Source organism: Vibrio sp. 1562, assembly GCF_033340155.1.
Lineage (GTDB): Bacteria > Pseudomonadota > Gammaproteobacteria > Enterobacterales > Vibrionaceae > Vibrio > Vibrio alginolyticus.
Map to the genome: position 1 here is coordinate 31,329 of NZ_JAWOVY010000021.1, position 16,824 is coordinate 48,152.

Below are 16,824 nucleotides of genomic sequence, written 5' to 3' on the forward strand. Positions count from 1 at the left end.
GTTATTCCTTACTTGAGTCGTCTGAACCACCTACGCTGTATAGTACTTGACCAATTAAGTCTTCAAGCACAAGCGCCGATTTGGTGTCTTCGATGGTATCACCATCCACCAGCATGACTTCATCATCAAAAACGAAGCCAGGTACTAAACCAATGTATTGCTCACCAATCAGGCCAGATGTCAAAATTTGTACGCTCGACGTTTCTGGGAACTGATTGTATTTGCTATTGATAGATAGTGTTACAACTGGCAATAAGTTGTCTGGGTTAAGCGAAATACTACTTACTCGACCAATCACAACGCCCCCCACTTTTACGGGCGAACGAACTTTTAAACTGCCAATATTATCGAACTCGGCTTTGAGGGTATAAGTATCACCAGAGCCAATGCTTTTTACGTCAGCAACTTGAAAAATCATCACAAGAATCGCGCAAATTCCCGCTAATACAAAGCTGCCAACCCATAATTCAGTTTTACGTGTTTGTTGCATGATTAATTCCCAAACATCAATGCGGTCAGTACAAAGTCTAATCCTAGTACTGCTAAAGAAGAATGCACAACAGTGCGCGTAGTTGCTCGGCTGATCCCTTCCGATGTTGGAATAGCATCATAACCGTTAAATAGAGCGACCCAAGTAACCGTAATTGCAAACGCAAAACATTTGATCATACTGTTACCAATGTCTTGCCCTAGCTCAACAGAGGACTGCATCGCTGACCAAAAACTGCCGTGATCAACGCCTTTCCAGTCAACACCAACAAGCTGAGCGCCCCAAATTCCCACAGCCATGAAAATCATAGCCAGTAAAGGCATTGAGATAACCCCAGCCCAAAACCGTGGTGCAATCACTCGTTTCAATGGGTCTACCGCCATCATTTCAAGGCTAGACAGTTGTTCCGTTGCTTTCATTAGACCTATCTCTGCGGTTAACGCAGAACCGGCACGACCAGCAAACAAAAGTGCAGTAACAACGGGTCCTAATTCACGGAGTAACGAAAGCGCTACCATTTGCCCCAAACTGCCTTCTGCGCCGTAATCCACCAACACAACATAGCCTTGTAGACTCAAAACCATTCCAATGAACAGACCAGATACGACGATGATCGCCAGCGACTGAACACCAACAGAATAAAGTTGCTTAACAAGCAGAGGAAAGCTTCTGATCGGTTGTGGCTTAGAAAATAGCGCCCCAATCAACATGAAAGTCGCACGACCAAATGCTCCGCAAATAGAAAGCGTGCGTCGACCCAGCGAGGCGACAAAGTGAATGAAGTTATCGACCATCAAATAAGTCCTTTTCGATACTTTGAGAAGGGAAACGAAACGGTACAGGACCGTCGGCATCACCTTGTAAGAACTGCTGGACACGAGGATCAGAGTTTTGAGTCAGCTCTTCTGGCGTACCATAGGCGATGATTTTTCCATCGGCCATCAGGTATACCCAGTCAGCAATACTCATGACTTCAGGTACGTCGTGAGAAACCACAATAGAGGTCAAACCTAACGCTTGGTTTAGATTGCTAATTAGCTCAACCAAAACGCCCATAGTGATTGGGTCTTGCCCCACAAACGGCTCATCGTACATGATCAGGTCAGGATCAAGTGCGATTGCACGAGCCAAAGCAGCGCGTCTTGCCATACCACCTGAAAGCTCACTCGGCATTAATTGCGCCGCGCCGCGCAGACCGACAGCTTCGAGCTTGAGTAACACCATGGTGCGAATCAAATCTTCCGATAAATCGGTATGCTCTCTCAATGGAAAGGCGACATTATCAAAAACATTCAAATCAGTGAATAAAGCCCCTGACTGGAACAACATGCTCATTTTCTTTCGAGCATGGTAGAGTTTTTTACGCGAGAGAGAGGGAATATTGTCGCCATCAAACCAGATCTCTCCTTGCTCGGGATACAACTGACCACCAATCAAACGCAGCAGTGTTGTTTTACCAATTCCCGATGGTCCCATAATGGCCGTCACTTTGCCCTCAGGAACATGCAGATCAATATCATCAAAGATCATGCGTTCTCCCCGTGAAAAAGTGAGGTTGTTCACGGTGACTAAATCGTTGTTCGACATATCATCTCTTCTACTGTAGGAGCGTTGCAACTCACGGAATCATCAAGCAGATACTCATCGGAGTTGAATTCTACGTTTAATAAAGTAACGTCGGTACATTTATTAGGCTGCAATCATAAGCACATTGGCGTTGAATTTAAAGCACTGTTCAATTAAATAAAGTCGAGTATATCCCTGCAATTTCTCATGGTTTATGACCGAATTAGCACGAAGTGTTTAAATCCTAGACCAGAATTGCTCATTTAAATGAGTGAGATTTACATACATTTTCGTTACTAACCTTTAATTTATTCTTCGTTTATCTTCCATTTTAGGCCGCAAAAGGTCAAAATTAGCGGTTATTCATTTTACTTATTTAATACTTAGGAATTCTCATGCTCGAAGCCGTTGCGTTGCTTATAGTCGGTCTTGTTTTGCTTGTTTGGAGTGCAGATAAACTTGTTTTTGGCTCTGCAGCGATAGCCCGCAACGTCGGTATTTCCCCGCTTGTCATTGGCATGACAATCCTCGCGATGGGCTCATCCGCCCCTGAGATGATGGTATCTGCAACCGCTGCTTGGGATGGCAAAACAGATACAGCGGTGGGTAACGTATTAGGCTCAAACATAGCGAACATTGCGTTAATCCTAGGTATTACAGCGCTGATCAAGCCTTTGTCGATTAGCTCCGCCGTCATCCGCCGAGAACTTCCACTCATGATAGCCGTAACCGTACTCGCTGGTATTCTGCTTTGGAATAGCCATCTCGGTTTTTATGAGGGTGTCTTATTGTTTGTACTCTTTGGGGCATTTTTATTTGCTATGTTGCAAATCAGCCGCAAAGAGCAAAAATCAGGTGATGTTTTTCTTGATGACCAAGAGTCAGAGATCCCAGAAGGCGTCAGTAACCCTAAAGCAATCATGTGGGTGGTTATTGGCTTGATACTGCTTCCTTTGGCAGCCAGCATGCTGGTTGATAACGCGGTAATTATTGCTAAACACTTTGGTATGAGCGACCTTGTTATCGGTCTAACTATTATCGCCATTGGCACTAGCCTGCCAGAACTAGCCGCATCACTTGCGGGAGTTTTAAAGGGTGAAGACGACATGGCTGTCGGTAACATTATCGGTTCGAATGTGTTTAACATTCTGGCGGTAATGGGGATTCCTGGCATCATTAATCCATCGGTGCTCAGTGAGTACGCGATGGGACGTGACTTCTGGGTCATGTTAGGCGTTTCATTGTTACTTGTCGCGATGTGTTTGGGTAAATCACGCAGTATTAACCGTATTGAAGGTGCCATCTTGTTTGTGTGCTTCTTAGGTTACCAAGTGTACTTATTCGCAAACATGACCGCTTAATTACCACGATCAATAAGTAGAGATCTGATATGTCCAATCAATTTGATTTTCGCGCTGCTGCTAAACAAGTTCTTGATATCGAAGTTGCTGCTCTGCAAGAGCTAGATACCTACTTTGATGATCAATTTGAAAAAGCGTGTGAACTTATCCTTTCCAACAACGGCAAAGTTGTCGTTATGGGTATTGGCAAGTCAGGCCATATTGGTAACAAGATTGCCGCCACTCTGGCAAGCACTGGGACTTCGGCGTTTTTCGTTCATCCAGGCGAAGCCGCACATGGTGACTTGGGTATGATTAGCCCTGGTGACATTGTGCTGGCAATTTCTAACTCTGGTGAATCAAACGAAATTCTGTCTCTATTTCCAGTATTAAAGCGCCTGAATATTAAGATCATCAGCATGACAGGTAAGCCAGAATCAAATATGGCCAAGCTGTCTGACTTACACCTGCAAATTACGGTACCTCAAGAAGCTTGTCCGTTAGGCCTGGCGCCAACTAGCAGTACGACTGCCACATTAGTGATGGGAGATGCATTAGCCGTAGCTCTGCTTCAAGCTCGTGGTTTTTCTGCCGAAGATTTTGCCCTATCTCACCCAGGTGGTGCACTGGGGAGAAAACTGCTACTTAAGTTGTCTGATATTATGCACTTTGGAGAAGCGTTACCTAAAGTTTCTCCTGACGCATTAATTCGTGATGCCCTGCTTGAAATTTCAGAAAAGGGGTTAGGCATGACAGCCATCGTCGATGAGCACGATGCTATGCTTGGTATATTCACCGATGGTGATTTACGTCGTACCTTAGACAAGCGTATCGATATTCATACGACGGCAATTGGCGAGGTCATGACGACAAACCCAACCACAGCACACCCTGATATGCTGGCGGTTGAAGGTTTGAACTTGATGCAGAATAAAAACATTAACGCTCTGATTTTATGTAAAGACGAAAAAATTGTGGGTGCACTGAACATGCACGATTTACTAAAAGCTGGCGTGATGTAATATCAGCACAAACATTTAAATCATTTATTAGACGAATAAAGGCAATGGTCAGGGAAGTACTGAGCTAAACGATAGGCCTTCATTATATGAGTTTTACTCGCCTTATTTATTTGCTCTTGATCTTCGTTGTAGCGTGGTGCGGTTATTACCTACTAACCCCTAAAGGCAACGACGCAATTCAAGTAGCACCAGATTCTGAACTGCCCATGTTCAGTGGTTCTGGATTAGAAAACATCACCTACGGTGAAGATGGTGTCCGCAGTTACATCATTCGCTCCACTAACTTAGACCATTATGCTAAGAGTGGAGATACTATTTTTAATAACCCGACTTTGATGGTTTACCGTGAAGGTAGCGTCATTGAATGGAAGGTGACTGCCACAAGAGCAGTGTTAGATGAAGACCAAGTTTTGACTTTATATGACAAAGTCTTAATGCAAAACCTTCTGCCTGGTGCGAGTTTTGATACCATGGCAACAGACAAATTGGTCATTAATCTAACCAATCGTGATTTTAAAGCTGACCAACAAGTGATGTTGGTTGGACCACAATTTGAAACTACTGGAGGCGCAATGCAAGGCAACTTAAAACAGCATACTGCGACTCTGACAGATGAAGTTCAAGGTCGATATGAAACCGTTACACCTTAGCCTACTGGCACTGGTATTGGCGGCGCCTCAAGCGCTGGCACTCAAGTCGGATACTCAACAGCCGGTTTACATAAACTCTGACACCCAACAGGTGGATATGAAGAGTAACCAGGTTGTTTTTGAAGGCGATGTATCTCTTAAGCAAGGGAGCATCAATATCGATGCTGATAGAATCGTGGTAACTCGCGATCCTAAAACCGAAGCAATTAAACAGATTCAAGCATTTGGTAAACCTGCGAAGTTTTCTCAGCTGATGGACGATGGTAAAACACTTAGTGGTCAAGCTACGGAGTTGGATTACCGTATTTCTACAGACGAACTGACCATGAAAGGTCAAGCGCAGCTGGCGCAAGACAACAACACCATCAAAGGTTCTTCGATTCGTTACCAAATTGGTAAACAAAAGCTAGTCGCAGATAGCTCTAAGGAAGAGCGCGTTACGACCATTTTGCAACCCAATCAGATAGAGAACTAATATGGCAGTACTGAGTGCGAAAAACTTGGCGAAAAGCTACAAAAAACGCAAAGTCGTCACTGATGTTAGCTTAGAAGTTGAATCTGGTCAGATTGTTGGGCTGCTCGGTCCAAACGGTGCGGGTAAAACCACCTCGTTTTACATGATTGTCGGCTTAGTACCTCGCGATGAAGGCACCATTACCATTGACGACAATGACATCAGTATTTTGCCGATGCATAGCCGTTCACGACTTGGCATTGGCTATCTTCCGCAAGAAGCGTCGATTTTCCGTAAGCTTTCAGTAGAAGATAACATCATGGCCGTACTTGAAACTCGTCAAGAAATGACGAGGGAAGAGCGCCAAGATAAACTGGAAGATTTGTTGGAAGAATTCCACATCCAGCACATCAGAACCAGTGCTGGTATGGCACTATCAGGGGGTGAGCGACGCAGGGTGGAAATCGCTCGAGCTTTAGCGGCCAACCCTCAGTTCATTTTATTGGATGAACCTTTCGCTGGTGTTGACCCAATTTCGGTTAATGACATCAAGAAAATCATTGAGCATCTGCGCGATCGTGGTCTCGGAGTGTTAATCACTGACCATAATGTACGTGAAACACTGGACGTATGTGAAAAAGCCTATATCGTGAGCCAAGGGCACCTAATTGCATCGGGAACTCCGGCAGAAGTTCTCAATAATGAACAGGTGAAACAAGTTTATCTCGGCGAACAATTCCGTCTATGATTATATTAGGAACGGTAAGATTCTGAGCATTACAAGGTAAGTAACACTGAATGAAACCTTCATTACAACTCAAGCTAGGTCAGCAGTTAGCCATGACGCCACAGTTGCAGCAAGCGATTCGCTTATTGCAATTGTCGACACTCGATCTTCAACAAGAAATCCAAGAAGCGTTGGACTCAAACCCATTATTGGAAGTTGAAGAAGGCCAAGACGAGCCTCTAGCAAACGGTGAAGATAAGTCAGCGGTCGAGGCTGCTGATAGCAACAGTGCTAGCGAACCAACAGAAATTGACGTTCCAGATAGCTCCGATGTGATAGAGAAATCAGAAATTAGCTCTGAACTTGAAATCGACACGACTTGGGATGACGTCTACAGCGCGAATACTGGTAGCACTGGCTTAGCTCTTGATGATGATATGCCCGTCTACCAGGGCGAAACCACTGAATCATTACATGATTACCTCATGTGGCAGCTTGACCTAACACCATTCAGTGAAACCGACCGCACGATTGCATTAGCGATTATTGACGCTGTTGACGACTACGGCTATTTAACTTTGTCGCCTGAAGAGATTCATGAGAGCTTCGATAATGAAGAGATAGAGTTAGACGAAGTAGAAGCCGTTCGTAAACGCATTCAACAATTCGATCCTCTTGGCGTTGCATCGCGTAACTTACAAGAATGTTTGTTACTGCAACTGACGACCTTCCCAGAAGACACGCCATGGCTTGCTGAAGCCAAAATGATACTTGCGGATCATATTGATCACCTAGGCAACCGTGACTACAAGCTCGTCATCAAAGAGACTAAGCTGAAAGAAGCCGATCTTCGTGAAGTCTTAAAGCTTATCCAACAGTTAGATCCTCGTCCAGGTAGTCGCATCACTCCTGATGATACCGAGTACGTAATCCCAGACGTATCCGTTTTTAAAGACAATGGCAAATGGACCGTTTCTATAAACCCGGATAGCGTGCCAAAATTAAAAGTAAATCAACAATATGCTCAATTAGGCAAAGGTAATAGCGCGGATAGCCAGTACATCCGCAGCAATTTGCAAGAGGCAAAATGGTTAATTAAGAGCTTAGAGAGTAGAAACGAGACGCTACTCAAAGTTGCAAGATGTATTGTTGAACATCAACAAGATTTCTTCGAGTATGGTGAGGAAGCCATGAAGCCAATGGTACTCAATGATGTCGCTTTGGCTGTGGACATGCATGAATCCACGATTTCTCGTGTAACAACGCAAAAGTTTATGCATACACCACGTGGTATTTTTGAATTGAAGTACTTCTTCTCTAGCCATGTTAGTACTGACAACGGCGGAGAATGTTCGTCAACAGCAATTCGTGCACTCATTAAAAAACTGGTCGCAGCAGAGAATACTGCCAAACCACTGAGTGATAGCAAGATTGCTGCTCTTCTGGCTGACCAAGGGATTCAGGTCGCAAGACGTACGATAGCCAAATATCGCGAATCCTTGGGAATTGCCCCTTCAAGTCAGCGTAAACGCCTATTATAAGGCACTAACTGAAAAGGAAAGTCTATGCAAATCAATATTCAAGGCCATCACGTTGATCTTACCGATTCAATGCAAGACTATGTAAATTCTAAGTTTCAGAAGCTCGAAAGGTTCTTCGACCATATCAATCAAGTGCATGTTGTACTAAAAGTTGAAAAAATTACTCAAATCGCGGAAGCTACGCTTCACATAAATCAAGGCGAAATCCACGCATCAGCCGATGACGAAAATATGTATGCCGCGATCGATTCGCTGGTAGATAAATTGGTTCGCCAACTTAATAAGCACAAAGAAAAACTAAACAGTCATTAATCATGCAACTGAGCGAAATACTGTCATTGGACTGCACCAAAAGTGCGGTCCACTGCACGAGTAAAAAACGCGCCCTTGAAATGATCAGCCGTATCGTGGCTGATCAAACGGGCCAAGATTCTACCGAGCTGTTCGAATGCATGCTCAATAGAGAAAAAATGGGCAGTACCGGTATCGGAAACGGTATTGCGATCCCTCACGCGAGAATGCAATCAAGCGACAAGGCCATTGCTGTCTTACTGCAATGTGATGAAGCAATCGAATTTGATGCGATTGACAATCGACCTGTCGATCTTCTTTTTGCGCTCCTTGTACCAGAAGAACAGTGCAAAGAGCACCTCAAGACTCTATCCTCTATGGCAGAACGTCTGAGCGATAAGCAAGTATTAAAACTACTGCGTAATGCTCAGAGTGATGAAGAACTTTACGACATCATGATTCACCAATAAGCAGGACTAACTCCATGCGACTAATCGTTGTTAGCGGGCACTCAGGTGCCGGTAAAAGTATTGCGCTTCGTGTACTGGAAGACTTAGGTTACTACTGTGTTGATAACCTGCCAGTTAACTTGCTGGACGCATTTGTTCATTCTGTTGCTGACAGCAAACAGAATGTTGCAGTCAGCATTGATATTCGTAATATTCCTAAAAAGCTAAAAGAACTGACGAGTACACTAGAACAGTTAAAAACTGAGCTTGATGTGACCGTGCTTTTCTTGGACGCCAATAAAGAAACGCTACTCAAACGCTACAGCGAAACACGCCGAATTCACCCGTTATCTTTAGGTGGCACCTCCCTCTCGCTCGATCAAGCCATCGAGCGTGAGAAGCAAATTTTGACGCCACTCAAAGCGCATGCAGATCTGGTCCTAAATAGTAGTGGGCAGTCTTTGCATGAATTGAGTGAAACCGTGCGTATGCGCGTTGAAGGCAGAGATCGCAAAGGGCTCGTTATGGTATTTGAGTCTTTTGGTTTTAAATACGGCCTGCCTTCCGATGCCGATTACGTATTCGACGTTCGCTTCTTACCTAACCCACATTGGGAACCAGCACTACGCCCGCTTACAGGTCTGGATGCTCCTATCGCCGCATTTTTAGAGCAACACCAATCGGTGTTAAGTTTGAAATATCAAATTGAAAGCTTTATAGAGAATTGGTTACCTCTGCTTGAGAAAAACAACCGCAGCTACCTGACCGTTGCAATCGGTTGTACTGGTGGTAAGCACCGCTCGGTGTACTTAACTCAGCAAATCGGTGAATACTTCGCCAACAAAGGACACCAAGTACAAATTCGCCATACCTCACTAGAGAAAAACGCTAAGGAGTAGCCGTGGAGTTAAGTCGTAAAGTATTGATTCAAAACCGCCTTGGCTTACATGCTCGTGCAGCAGTCAAACTGGTCGAACTGGCACAGAGCTTTGAAGCGGTCATCACCATCGACAATGAAGAAGACAAAACCGCCACAGCAGACAGCGTAATGGGCCTGTTAATGCTAGAGTCCGCTCAAGGACAATACGTCACGATCCACGCAACGGGTGGGCAAGCGGAAGAAGCACTGGATGCCGTTTGCCATTTGATCGAAGATAAATTTGATGAAGGCGAGTAGTTTACTCGCTTTTTTCTTACCTCCCATTATCTTTCTCTTCCCTGACCTAATAAATAAATTTGCTTAGTATCATAAGTTGTTATTAAAAGGCGCCTAGAATTAAGTTATTATTCAACGCATTGTAAATATCAGGAATTGGGAGGAATGAATGGCAGAGCAAATTGAATTCGACCAAGCTCACCAAGCCCTCCAAGAAGTCACAGAAGCGCTAGAAAATGGCCGCTTCGTCCATGTTCGTCGTCAATTACAGGACATGGAACCTGAGGATATCGCTCACCTTTTAGAAGCCTCCCCACGTAAGAGCCGTGAAGTTCTTTGGCAACTCACCGACCCTGAAGATTATGGTGAAATCCTTGACGAGCTGAACGAAGACGTCAAAGACAGCCTCGTATCCAAAATGGCACCAGAAGCGCTTGCAGAAGCGACAGAAGGCATGGATACCGATGACGTGGCTTACGTACTGCGTAGCTTGCCTGACAACCTGTCACGCGAAGTCCTGTCGCAAATGGACTCATCTGACCGCCTACGGGTCGAAACCGCCCTATCCTACCCAGAAGACACCGCGGGTGGACTGATGAACACCGACGTCATCACAATTCGTGGTGACGTAGATGTGGACGTAGTTTTGCGTTATCTACGTATGAAAGGCGAGCTTCCAGAAGCTACGGATGCCCTGTATGTGATCGATGAAGAGAGTAAGCTCATCGGTGAACTGCCGATCACGACGCTTATTACCACTCAGCCAGACGTAAAAATCATTGATGTAATGGAAGACGCGGACGAGGCCATCACCGTCGATACTAGCGACTCAGATGTTGCGAGTCTGTTCGAACGCCGTAATTGGGTATCTGCACCTGTTGTTGATGAAAACTTGCATTTGGTCGGTCGTATCACCATCGATGACGTGGTTGACGTTATTCGTGAAGACGCGGAACACTCGATGATGAGTATGGCGGGTATGGACGATGACGAAGATACTTTCGCGCCTGTTGTAAAATCAGCTCGCAAACGCAGTATCTGGCTTGGCGCTAACGTATTAGCCGCCCTTGCTGCTGCTTCCGTTTCTAACATGTTTGAGGCCACATTAGACCAAATGGCCGCCATTGCGGTATTGATGACGATTGTTCCGTCCATGGGTGGTGTCGCTGGTAACCAAACCGTCGCACTAGTGATTCGTGGTCTTGCTCTTGGTCATATCGGAGACTCAAACAAACGCGAACTGTTAATGAAAGAAGCCTCGATCGGCTTACTTAACGGCATCATGTGGGCGCTAATTATTGGTGGTATTGTTGTTGCTTGGAAAGGTAACTGGATGCTCGGAGGAATCATTTCCGCCGCCATGCTGACCAACTTATTGGTCGCAGGTATTGCCGGAGTAACGATTCCAATCCTATTGAAAAAAATGAACATCGATCCCGCTTTAGCTGGTGGTATGGCATTAACAACAGTGACGGATGTGATTGGTTTATCTGTCTTCTTAGGGCTTGCCACAATACTGATTACCTAACAGCAAAAACGAAAAAGCCTGATGAACACATCAGGCTTTTTTGATTCTGAATTGCTAGAAAAGCTTATTCACCCGCCACTTTCATGGTATCCAGTAGGATAGAGCCCGTTTGGATTTGTGAGCGCGTTTCAATATCACTACCAACCGCTACAATCTTGGTGAACATGTCTTTTAGATTACCTGCGATGGTAATTTCTGATACTGGGTATTGGATCTCGCCGTTCTCAACCCAGAAGCCTGCGGCACCGCGAGAGTAATCACCCGTTACCACGTTCACACCTTGTCCCATAACCTCTGTCACTAGAAGACCAGTACCGAGCTCTTTAAGCATTTGTTCGAAGTTTTGGCCTGTCGACTTCACGTACCAGTTATGAATCCCACCAGCGTGACCTGTCGGCGTCATCTTCATTTTACGTGCGGCATAACTGGTTAACAGATAAGTTGCTAGCACACCGTCGGTAATGATCTCACGGTCTTGAGTGTACACACCTTCACTATCGAATGGACTTGATGCCAAACCACGCAATACATGCGGACGTTCTGAGATATTGAACCATTCAGGAAGCACTTGTTTGCCTAGATGGTCAAGTAAGAAAGAAGATTTTCGGTACAGGTTACCACCGCTGATCGCCATAACGAGATGGCCAATCAAGCCTGTCGCAACATCAGCCGCAAACATGATTGGGTATTGACCTGTTTTTAGACGCTGCGCATCTAAGCGGTTAACCGTATTCTCTGCCGCCTTACGACCCACCGTTTCTGGGGTCCATAAGTCATCACGATGACGTGCCACGGTGTAGCTGTAATCACGTTCCATCTCGCCGTTTTGACCAACGCCAATTACACAACAGCTAGTACTATGGCGGCTAGACGCATAACTAGCTAATAAGCCATGGCTATTGCCATACACTTTCACGCCGTAATGACTATCATAACTCGCGCCATCACTTTGCTTGATTGCACTGTTATAACTTAGCGCTTCTTTCTCAGCGGCAATCGCCACATCGGCAGCATAGTCTGGATCGGGTGCGTCAGGGTGGAAAAGATCAAGCTCAGGGATCTCTTGCACCATGTATTCTTTCGCTGCAGGGCCTGCAAATGGGTCTTCAGATGTGTAATGTGCAATATCTAGCGCCGCTATAACGGTTTGCTCGATTGCAGCTTCACTTAAATCAGACGTGGAAGCACTGCCTTTGCGTTGACCTCGGTAAACGGTAATGCCCAGCGCACCATCGCTGTTGAACTCGACATTTTCTACTTCACCCATACGAGTTGAAACACTTAAACCAGTGCTTTTAGTAATTGCGACTTCGGCGGCGTCAGATTTTGCCGATGCAAGCTTTAAGGCTCTTGCGACGGCTTGCTCTAGCTCGGTACGTTGCTCAGCAACCTGCTGTTTAATATCCATTGTCTTTCACATCTTGTCTTTGATGAACAATAGGATAACAAGAATTTCGCTTTCTCCCCATGATTCTTGTTAAAATAGTCATAATATTAATCAAAACACAGGCAACTGAAATGGCACGTAAGAATCAAAAAGCGCCATGGGAACCAGAAGAAGAGATCATCTGGGTAAGTAAATCCGAGATGAAGCGAGACATGGAAGAACTGCAAAAGCTAGGTGAGGAGCTTGTCGGCCTCAAACCTTCAGTTCTAGAAAAGTTTCCATTGAGCGAAGATTTGCGAGAAGCAATTGCTGACGCGCAACGCTTTAAAAATGAAGCGCGTCGTCGCCAATTACAACGTATTGGTAAATTGATGCGTTACGAAGATCCAGAGCCAATCCAAGCCGCACTGGATAAAATTCGTAATAAGCACTCTCAATTAACGGCGGTATTCCACAAACTTGAAGCGTTGCGTGATCGCGTAGTGGAAGAAGGTGACAAAGCCATTGATGACGTAATGGAAATGTACCCAGAAGCGGATCGTCAGCGTCTACGCCAACTTGCTCGCCAAGCAGCGAAAGAGAGAAAAGCTGGGAAACCAGCAAAAGCGTACCGCGAAATCTTTCAGATCCTTAAAGGTCTAAACGAAGAAGAGTTTTAATTCGAGGGCTCACGCAATGAGCATTCGATTTAAACGCAAAAAGCAGACGTCAATGTCTGCTTTTTTTATCTTTGGTTTTACAGTCAGCGTTACACTAAGCGATTAACGCGGTCTCCGCGATCGAAAGCGTTAATGTTATCAATCAGGATTTCCGCTAAACGTTGGATAGATGAGTCGCTGCCCCATGCAACATGCGGTGTCAGTAACAAATTAGGTAAACTCATATTGGCAATCAGCGGATTGCTCTCATCAGCCGGTTCTTGTGTAAAAACATCAAAACCAGCCGCTGCAATTTCTTGCTGTTTTAAGGCATCCACCAGTGCGCTCTCATCCACCAAACCTCCACGCCCTGTATTAATCAAAATGGCGTTGGACTTCATTTGTTTCAACTCTGCTTGACCAATTAAATTCTGAGTATGATCGTTGAGCGGGCAATGCAAAGTCAGCGCATCGGAGCGTTTTAATACTTCCTCAAACGACACATAACCTGGTCTACATTCTGCCGCCCCTTTACGCTCAGAAAACAACACGGTCATTCCTAACGCTTGAGCCAGATTCGCCGTCGCTTGCCCTAGTGCCCCACTACCAACAACACCTAACGTGCTACCACCAATATCCCCGATTGGGTGAGTAAAAAAACAAAACTGCTGGTTACGCTGCCACTCACCTGCGGCAATATCTTGGTGGTACCCAAATAAATTTCGTCTTAAAGCGAATAACATTGCCATCACGTGCTCGGGCACCGAACGCGTCGCGTAACCACGTACATTAGCAACCGCAATACCATTATTAGCACAGTAGTTCACATCGACGTTGTTAAAACCAGTTGCGGCAACCGCGATCATCCGTAATTTTGGTAGTTGCTCTAATACATGTTGGTCAAGCACGACTTTATTGCTAATCACGATATCGGCATCTGCTAACCTTTCTATTACCTGCCCAGGCGCAGTTAGGTCGTACTCACGCCAGTGGTGCGGAAAGCCAGGTCGTGGGATCTCAATATGTTCTGGGATGGTCGCTCGGTCTAAAAATACGATGCTTGGCAAAGACATAACAACTCCTTGTTCACGGCTGAAAGACAGGATACATCAACCACAGTAACGAAATAGCCAAAAATAGCGAACTAGAAAGAACCGTTGTTGAGTGCAATTGGCATTAAGGGTGTGGCAACGTTTTATAATCAGGCAATGTACGCTCTGGCGAAAAATAGTTAAAGATCATCGCCTCGGCTTCAGAATAAAAGTCACAGGGTACAAAAATACTGCTCAGCTGATCCGTAGCTGGATGATAAAAACTTAGCTCCGCAGCGTGCAACTCTAAACGTTCTGAAAACTGATACGCCTCTTCGCTTGCATAAAACTCATCACCCACAATCGCATGACCAATCGCCATCAAATGCACGCGTAACTGATGCGATCGACCAGTAATGGGCAGTAGTCGCACAACGGTCGTATGGGTGCCATCAGGGTGCACTTCACGCTTCACTACTTGGAATAAAGTTTGAGATGGTTTGCCGTCGTCAAAACATACTTTTTGTCGTGGACGATTTGGCCAATCACAAATTAATGGAAGATCAATATTCCCTTCTTGCGGCTCAACATGCCCCCAAACACGTGCGTAATACACCTTGTGAGTGAGGCGATATTGGAACTGCTTTTTTAATGCTCGCTCCGCGGGTTTGTTTTTCGCCAGCAACATCAACCCTGATGTCGACATATCCAAGCGATGCACAACTTGAATTTCTGGATGCAACTCTTTGAGGCGGATCCACATGCTGTCGTAATGCTCTGCAAGGCGACCAGGGACAGACAGCAGCCCTGATGGCTTATTCACTGCCAGAATGTCGTCATCCTCAAAAACGATGTCAACCCAAGGGTCGGTGGGAGGGGTATATTCAAGCATTGCCATGGGAGATCTCTACAAAATAAAAACGCCGCGATTATATACCCAAATAGCACCCAGATGCAGGATTCTGAAGAAAAGTTCAACCCAATAAAACAAAGTCAATCCTTTAGCATAAAAACTAAAAATAGCACGTTGTAAATTTAGTTTGACAACAAGACGCATAACTGAATAGAGTGCTAGATGCACACAGCATGATATTCGCAAAGAATACTTAAAATAAATACACCAAAACACAGCATTTAAAAGACATTACCGTTGCGCAGTATAGGGCGATCGCTCAGCTTGTCATGTACTGCGGTATGTATCTCTTTAGAAAGATACATAAGATAAAAAGGACAATAAGCAATGGACTCCGCCGTTATAGATAAACCCCAATCCAAACTTTCCTTATTTTTTCGTTCGCTAGGCCCCGGCATATTAATGGCATCTGCTGCGGTCGGTGGCTCTCACCTCGTGGCATCAACCAAGGCTGGTGCGATTTATGGTTGGCAATTGGCTGCACTGATTCTGCTCGTAAACCTGTTTAAATACCCTTTTTTCCGAGCGGGCGTACAGTACACCATGGGGACAGGGCTCACCTTGGTTGAGGGCTACGCGAAATTAGGTCGGCCTTATCTATGGCTATTTCTATTTCTTAGCGTGGTATCGGCCGTCATCAATACCGCCGCTTTGTTGATGTTTAGCGCTAGCTTGCTGGGCTACTTCATTCCGTTTTCACTATCAATGGCATCACTCAGCATCATTGTGATTGTCACCTGCCTGATCATATTATTTGCTGGCCATTACAAAGCGCTCGATACGCTATCTAAGGTGATCATGTCGGTGTTAACCATCGCGACTTTACTCGCTGTTTCTATCGCCTTTGGTAACCCTGTTGAACAAGTGGCCAACTTCGAGCCGCCGTCACCTTGGTCTATTGCGGCTATTGGTTTTATCGTTGTGACAATGGGGTGGATGCCTGCACCGATTGAGATCTCCTGTTTAACCTCAGCGTGGCTAAAACGCCAATCAAGCCAGCAAGAAGTAACATACCGCTCTGCTCTATTTGACTTTAATGTCGGTTATATTGGCACGGCGTTTCTTGCCATTATCTTTGTATCGCTAGGCTCTTTGATGCTTTATGGTTCTGGCGTTGCGCTTGAAAGCTCTGGCGTTGGCTTCTCCCACCAATTGGTTGGCTTATATGCGGCAACGATTGGCGAATGGTCTCGTTACTTAATCGCGGTAATTGCGTTTTTCTGTATCTTTGGCAGCACGATTACCGTTATTGATGGCTATTCGCGCGTTATTTCGGATTCTCAACGCTTACTGCGCTCGCAACCAGACACTAACCCTAAAACCACTTCAGCGATCATGCTGGTAGTCTCCTTACTTGCATTGGGTATTGTGGTTTTCTGGGCTTCTGCGTTATTGCCTATGCTGAACTTTGCGATGATCCTCGCCTTTATGACCACGCCATTCTTTGCTCTGCTAAATTACACATTAGTGAGCAAAACCAAGTTACCTGAGCCTTTGGCTGTTGGACCTAAACTAAAGTGGTTGTCGATTGCAGGCCTGATTTACTTGTTTGGCTTCTTGGCTGTGTTTATTTGGTGGAAGTGGTTGATGTAAATGAGATAGCTATCAGTGATTAATGCATTCCGCATAAAGAAACTAAAC

Annotated in this window: 19 protein-coding genes; 13 read left to right on the forward strand and 6 right to left on the reverse strand. The window is 45.3% G+C overall.

The features are described from left to right. Position 1: 1 nt before the first annotated feature. From mlaD to mlaF, 3 genes are read right to left on the reverse strand one after another with little or no spacing between them, the layout of a single operon-like run. Positions 2-490 (reverse strand): outer membrane lipid asymmetry maintenance protein MlaD, encoded by a 489-nt coding sequence (gene mlaD / locus R7Z49_RS18600; protein ID WP_005381099.1) that lies wholly within the window; start codon positions 488-490, stop codon positions 2-4. A gap of 2 nt (positions 491-492) precedes the next feature. Then, positions 493-1,284 (reverse strand): lipid asymmetry maintenance ABC transporter permease subunit MlaE, encoded by a 792-nt coding sequence (gene mlaE / locus R7Z49_RS18605; RefSeq protein ID WP_005381100.1) that lies wholly within the window; start codon positions 1,282-1,284, stop codon positions 493-495. After that, on the reverse strand, positions 1,274-2,077 hold the full coding sequence (gene mlaF / locus R7Z49_RS18610) for a phospholipid ABC transporter ATP-binding protein MlaF (protein ID WP_005388422.1): 804 nt from the start codon (positions 2,075-2,077) through the stop codon (positions 1,274-1,276). Before mlaF ends, mlaE begins: the two co-directional genes overlap by 11 nt. 374 nt (positions 2,078-2,451) lie before the next feature. Here mlaF and R7Z49_RS18615 point away from each other — a divergent pair, with 374 nt between their 5' ends. From R7Z49_RS18615 to mgtE, 11 genes are all read left to right on the forward strand, one after another. Beyond that, on the forward strand, positions 2,452-3,417 hold the full coding sequence (locus tag R7Z49_RS18615) for a calcium/sodium antiporter (RefSeq protein ID WP_005381102.1): 966 nt from the start codon (positions 2,452-2,454) through the stop codon (positions 3,415-3,417). A 29-nt stretch (positions 3,418-3,446) separates the two neighbouring features. Further along, positions 3,447-4,418 (forward strand): arabinose-5-phosphate isomerase KdsD, encoded by a 972-nt coding sequence (gene kdsD, locus R7Z49_RS18620; RefSeq protein ID WP_005381104.1) that lies wholly within the window; start codon positions 3,447-3,449, stop codon positions 4,416-4,418. 86 nt (positions 4,419-4,504) lie between these two features. Next, positions 4,505-5,068 carry an LPS export ABC transporter periplasmic protein LptC gene (lptC, locus tag R7Z49_RS18625; protein WP_005381106.1) on the forward strand — a complete coding sequence of 188 codons (564 nt, stop codon included), beginning with the start codon at positions 4,505-4,507 and terminating at the stop codon, positions 5,066-5,068. Next, entirely contained in the window at positions 5,049-5,543 is a 495-nt protein-coding gene (gene lptA, locus R7Z49_RS18630; RefSeq protein ID WP_005381109.1) for a lipopolysaccharide transport periplasmic protein LptA, read from the forward strand. Before lptC ends, lptA begins: the two co-directional genes overlap by 20 nt. Position 5,544: 1 nt before the next feature. Beyond that, positions 5,545-6,270: an LPS export ABC transporter ATP-binding protein gene (gene lptB, locus R7Z49_RS18635; protein WP_005381111.1), complete on the forward strand. Its 726-nt coding sequence runs from the start codon at positions 5,545-5,547 to the stop codon at positions 6,268-6,270. A gap of 50 nt (positions 6,271-6,320) precedes the next feature. Then, positions 6,321-7,790, forward strand: coding sequence for an RNA polymerase factor sigma-54 (locus tag R7Z49_RS18640; RefSeq protein WP_005381112.1), 1,470 nt, complete (start codon positions 6,321-6,323; stop codon positions 7,788-7,790). A gap of 24 nt (positions 7,791-7,814) precedes the next feature. Beyond that, a complete protein-coding gene (gene hpf / locus R7Z49_RS18645) occupies positions 7,815-8,102 on the forward strand; it encodes a ribosome hibernation promoting factor (RefSeq protein WP_005381114.1) in 288 nt (95 codons plus the stop codon). 2 nt (positions 8,103-8,104) lie between these two features. Further along, a complete protein-coding gene (ptsN, locus tag R7Z49_RS18650; protein WP_005381116.1) occupies positions 8,105-8,551 on the forward strand; it encodes a PTS IIA-like nitrogen regulatory protein PtsN in 447 nt (148 codons plus the stop codon). 14 nt (positions 8,552-8,565) lie between these two features. Further along, complete coding sequence (rapZ, locus tag R7Z49_RS18655; protein WP_005381118.1) at positions 8,566-9,429, forward strand: RNase adapter RapZ; 864 nt, start codon at positions 8,566-8,568, stop codon at positions 9,427-9,429. Positions 9,430-9,431: 2 nt separating this feature from the next. Then, positions 9,432-9,707 (forward strand): HPr family phosphocarrier protein, encoded by a 276-nt coding sequence (locus tag R7Z49_RS18660; protein ID WP_005381120.1) that lies wholly within the window; start codon positions 9,432-9,434, stop codon positions 9,705-9,707. A gap of 148 nt (positions 9,708-9,855) precedes the next feature. Next, a complete protein-coding gene (gene mgtE, locus R7Z49_RS18665; protein ID WP_005381121.1) occupies positions 9,856-11,214 on the forward strand; it encodes a magnesium transporter in 1,359 nt (452 codons plus the stop codon). Positions 11,215-11,278: 64 nt separating this feature from the next. On the opposite strand, the gene pmbA is transcribed toward mgtE, so the two are convergent. Then, complete coding sequence (pmbA, locus tag R7Z49_RS18670; RefSeq protein ID WP_085570019.1) at positions 11,279-12,622, reverse strand: metalloprotease PmbA; 1,344 nt, start codon at positions 12,620-12,622, stop codon at positions 11,279-11,281. A gap of 110 nt (positions 12,623-12,732) precedes the next feature. Here pmbA and yjgA point away from each other — a divergent pair, with 110 nt between their 5' ends. Then, a complete protein-coding gene (gene yjgA, locus R7Z49_RS18675; protein WP_025767614.1) occupies positions 12,733-13,260 on the forward strand; it encodes a ribosome biogenesis factor YjgA in 528 nt (175 codons plus the stop codon). Between the two features lie 89 nt (positions 13,261-13,349). Here the strand turns inward: yjgA and R7Z49_RS18680 are convergent, their stop codons facing one another. Continuing rightward, positions 13,350-14,312 carry a D-2-hydroxyacid dehydrogenase gene (locus R7Z49_RS18680; RefSeq protein ID WP_025767613.1) on the reverse strand — a complete coding sequence of 321 codons (963 nt, stop codon included), beginning with the start codon at positions 14,310-14,312 and terminating at the stop codon, positions 13,350-13,352. 103 nt (positions 14,313-14,415) lie between these two features. After that, positions 14,416-15,168, reverse strand: a complete 753-nt coding sequence (locus R7Z49_RS18685) for a pseudouridine synthase (protein ID WP_085570018.1) — start codon at positions 15,166-15,168, stop codon at positions 14,416-14,418. 342 nt (positions 15,169-15,510) lie between these two features. Between R7Z49_RS18685 and R7Z49_RS18690 the strand changes: the two genes are divergently transcribed. Further along, on the forward strand, positions 15,511-16,776 hold the full coding sequence (locus R7Z49_RS18690; RefSeq protein ID WP_085570017.1) for an NRAMP family divalent metal transporter: 1,266 nt from the start codon (positions 15,511-15,513) through the stop codon (positions 16,774-16,776). Positions 16,777-16,824 lie beyond the last annotated feature (48 nt).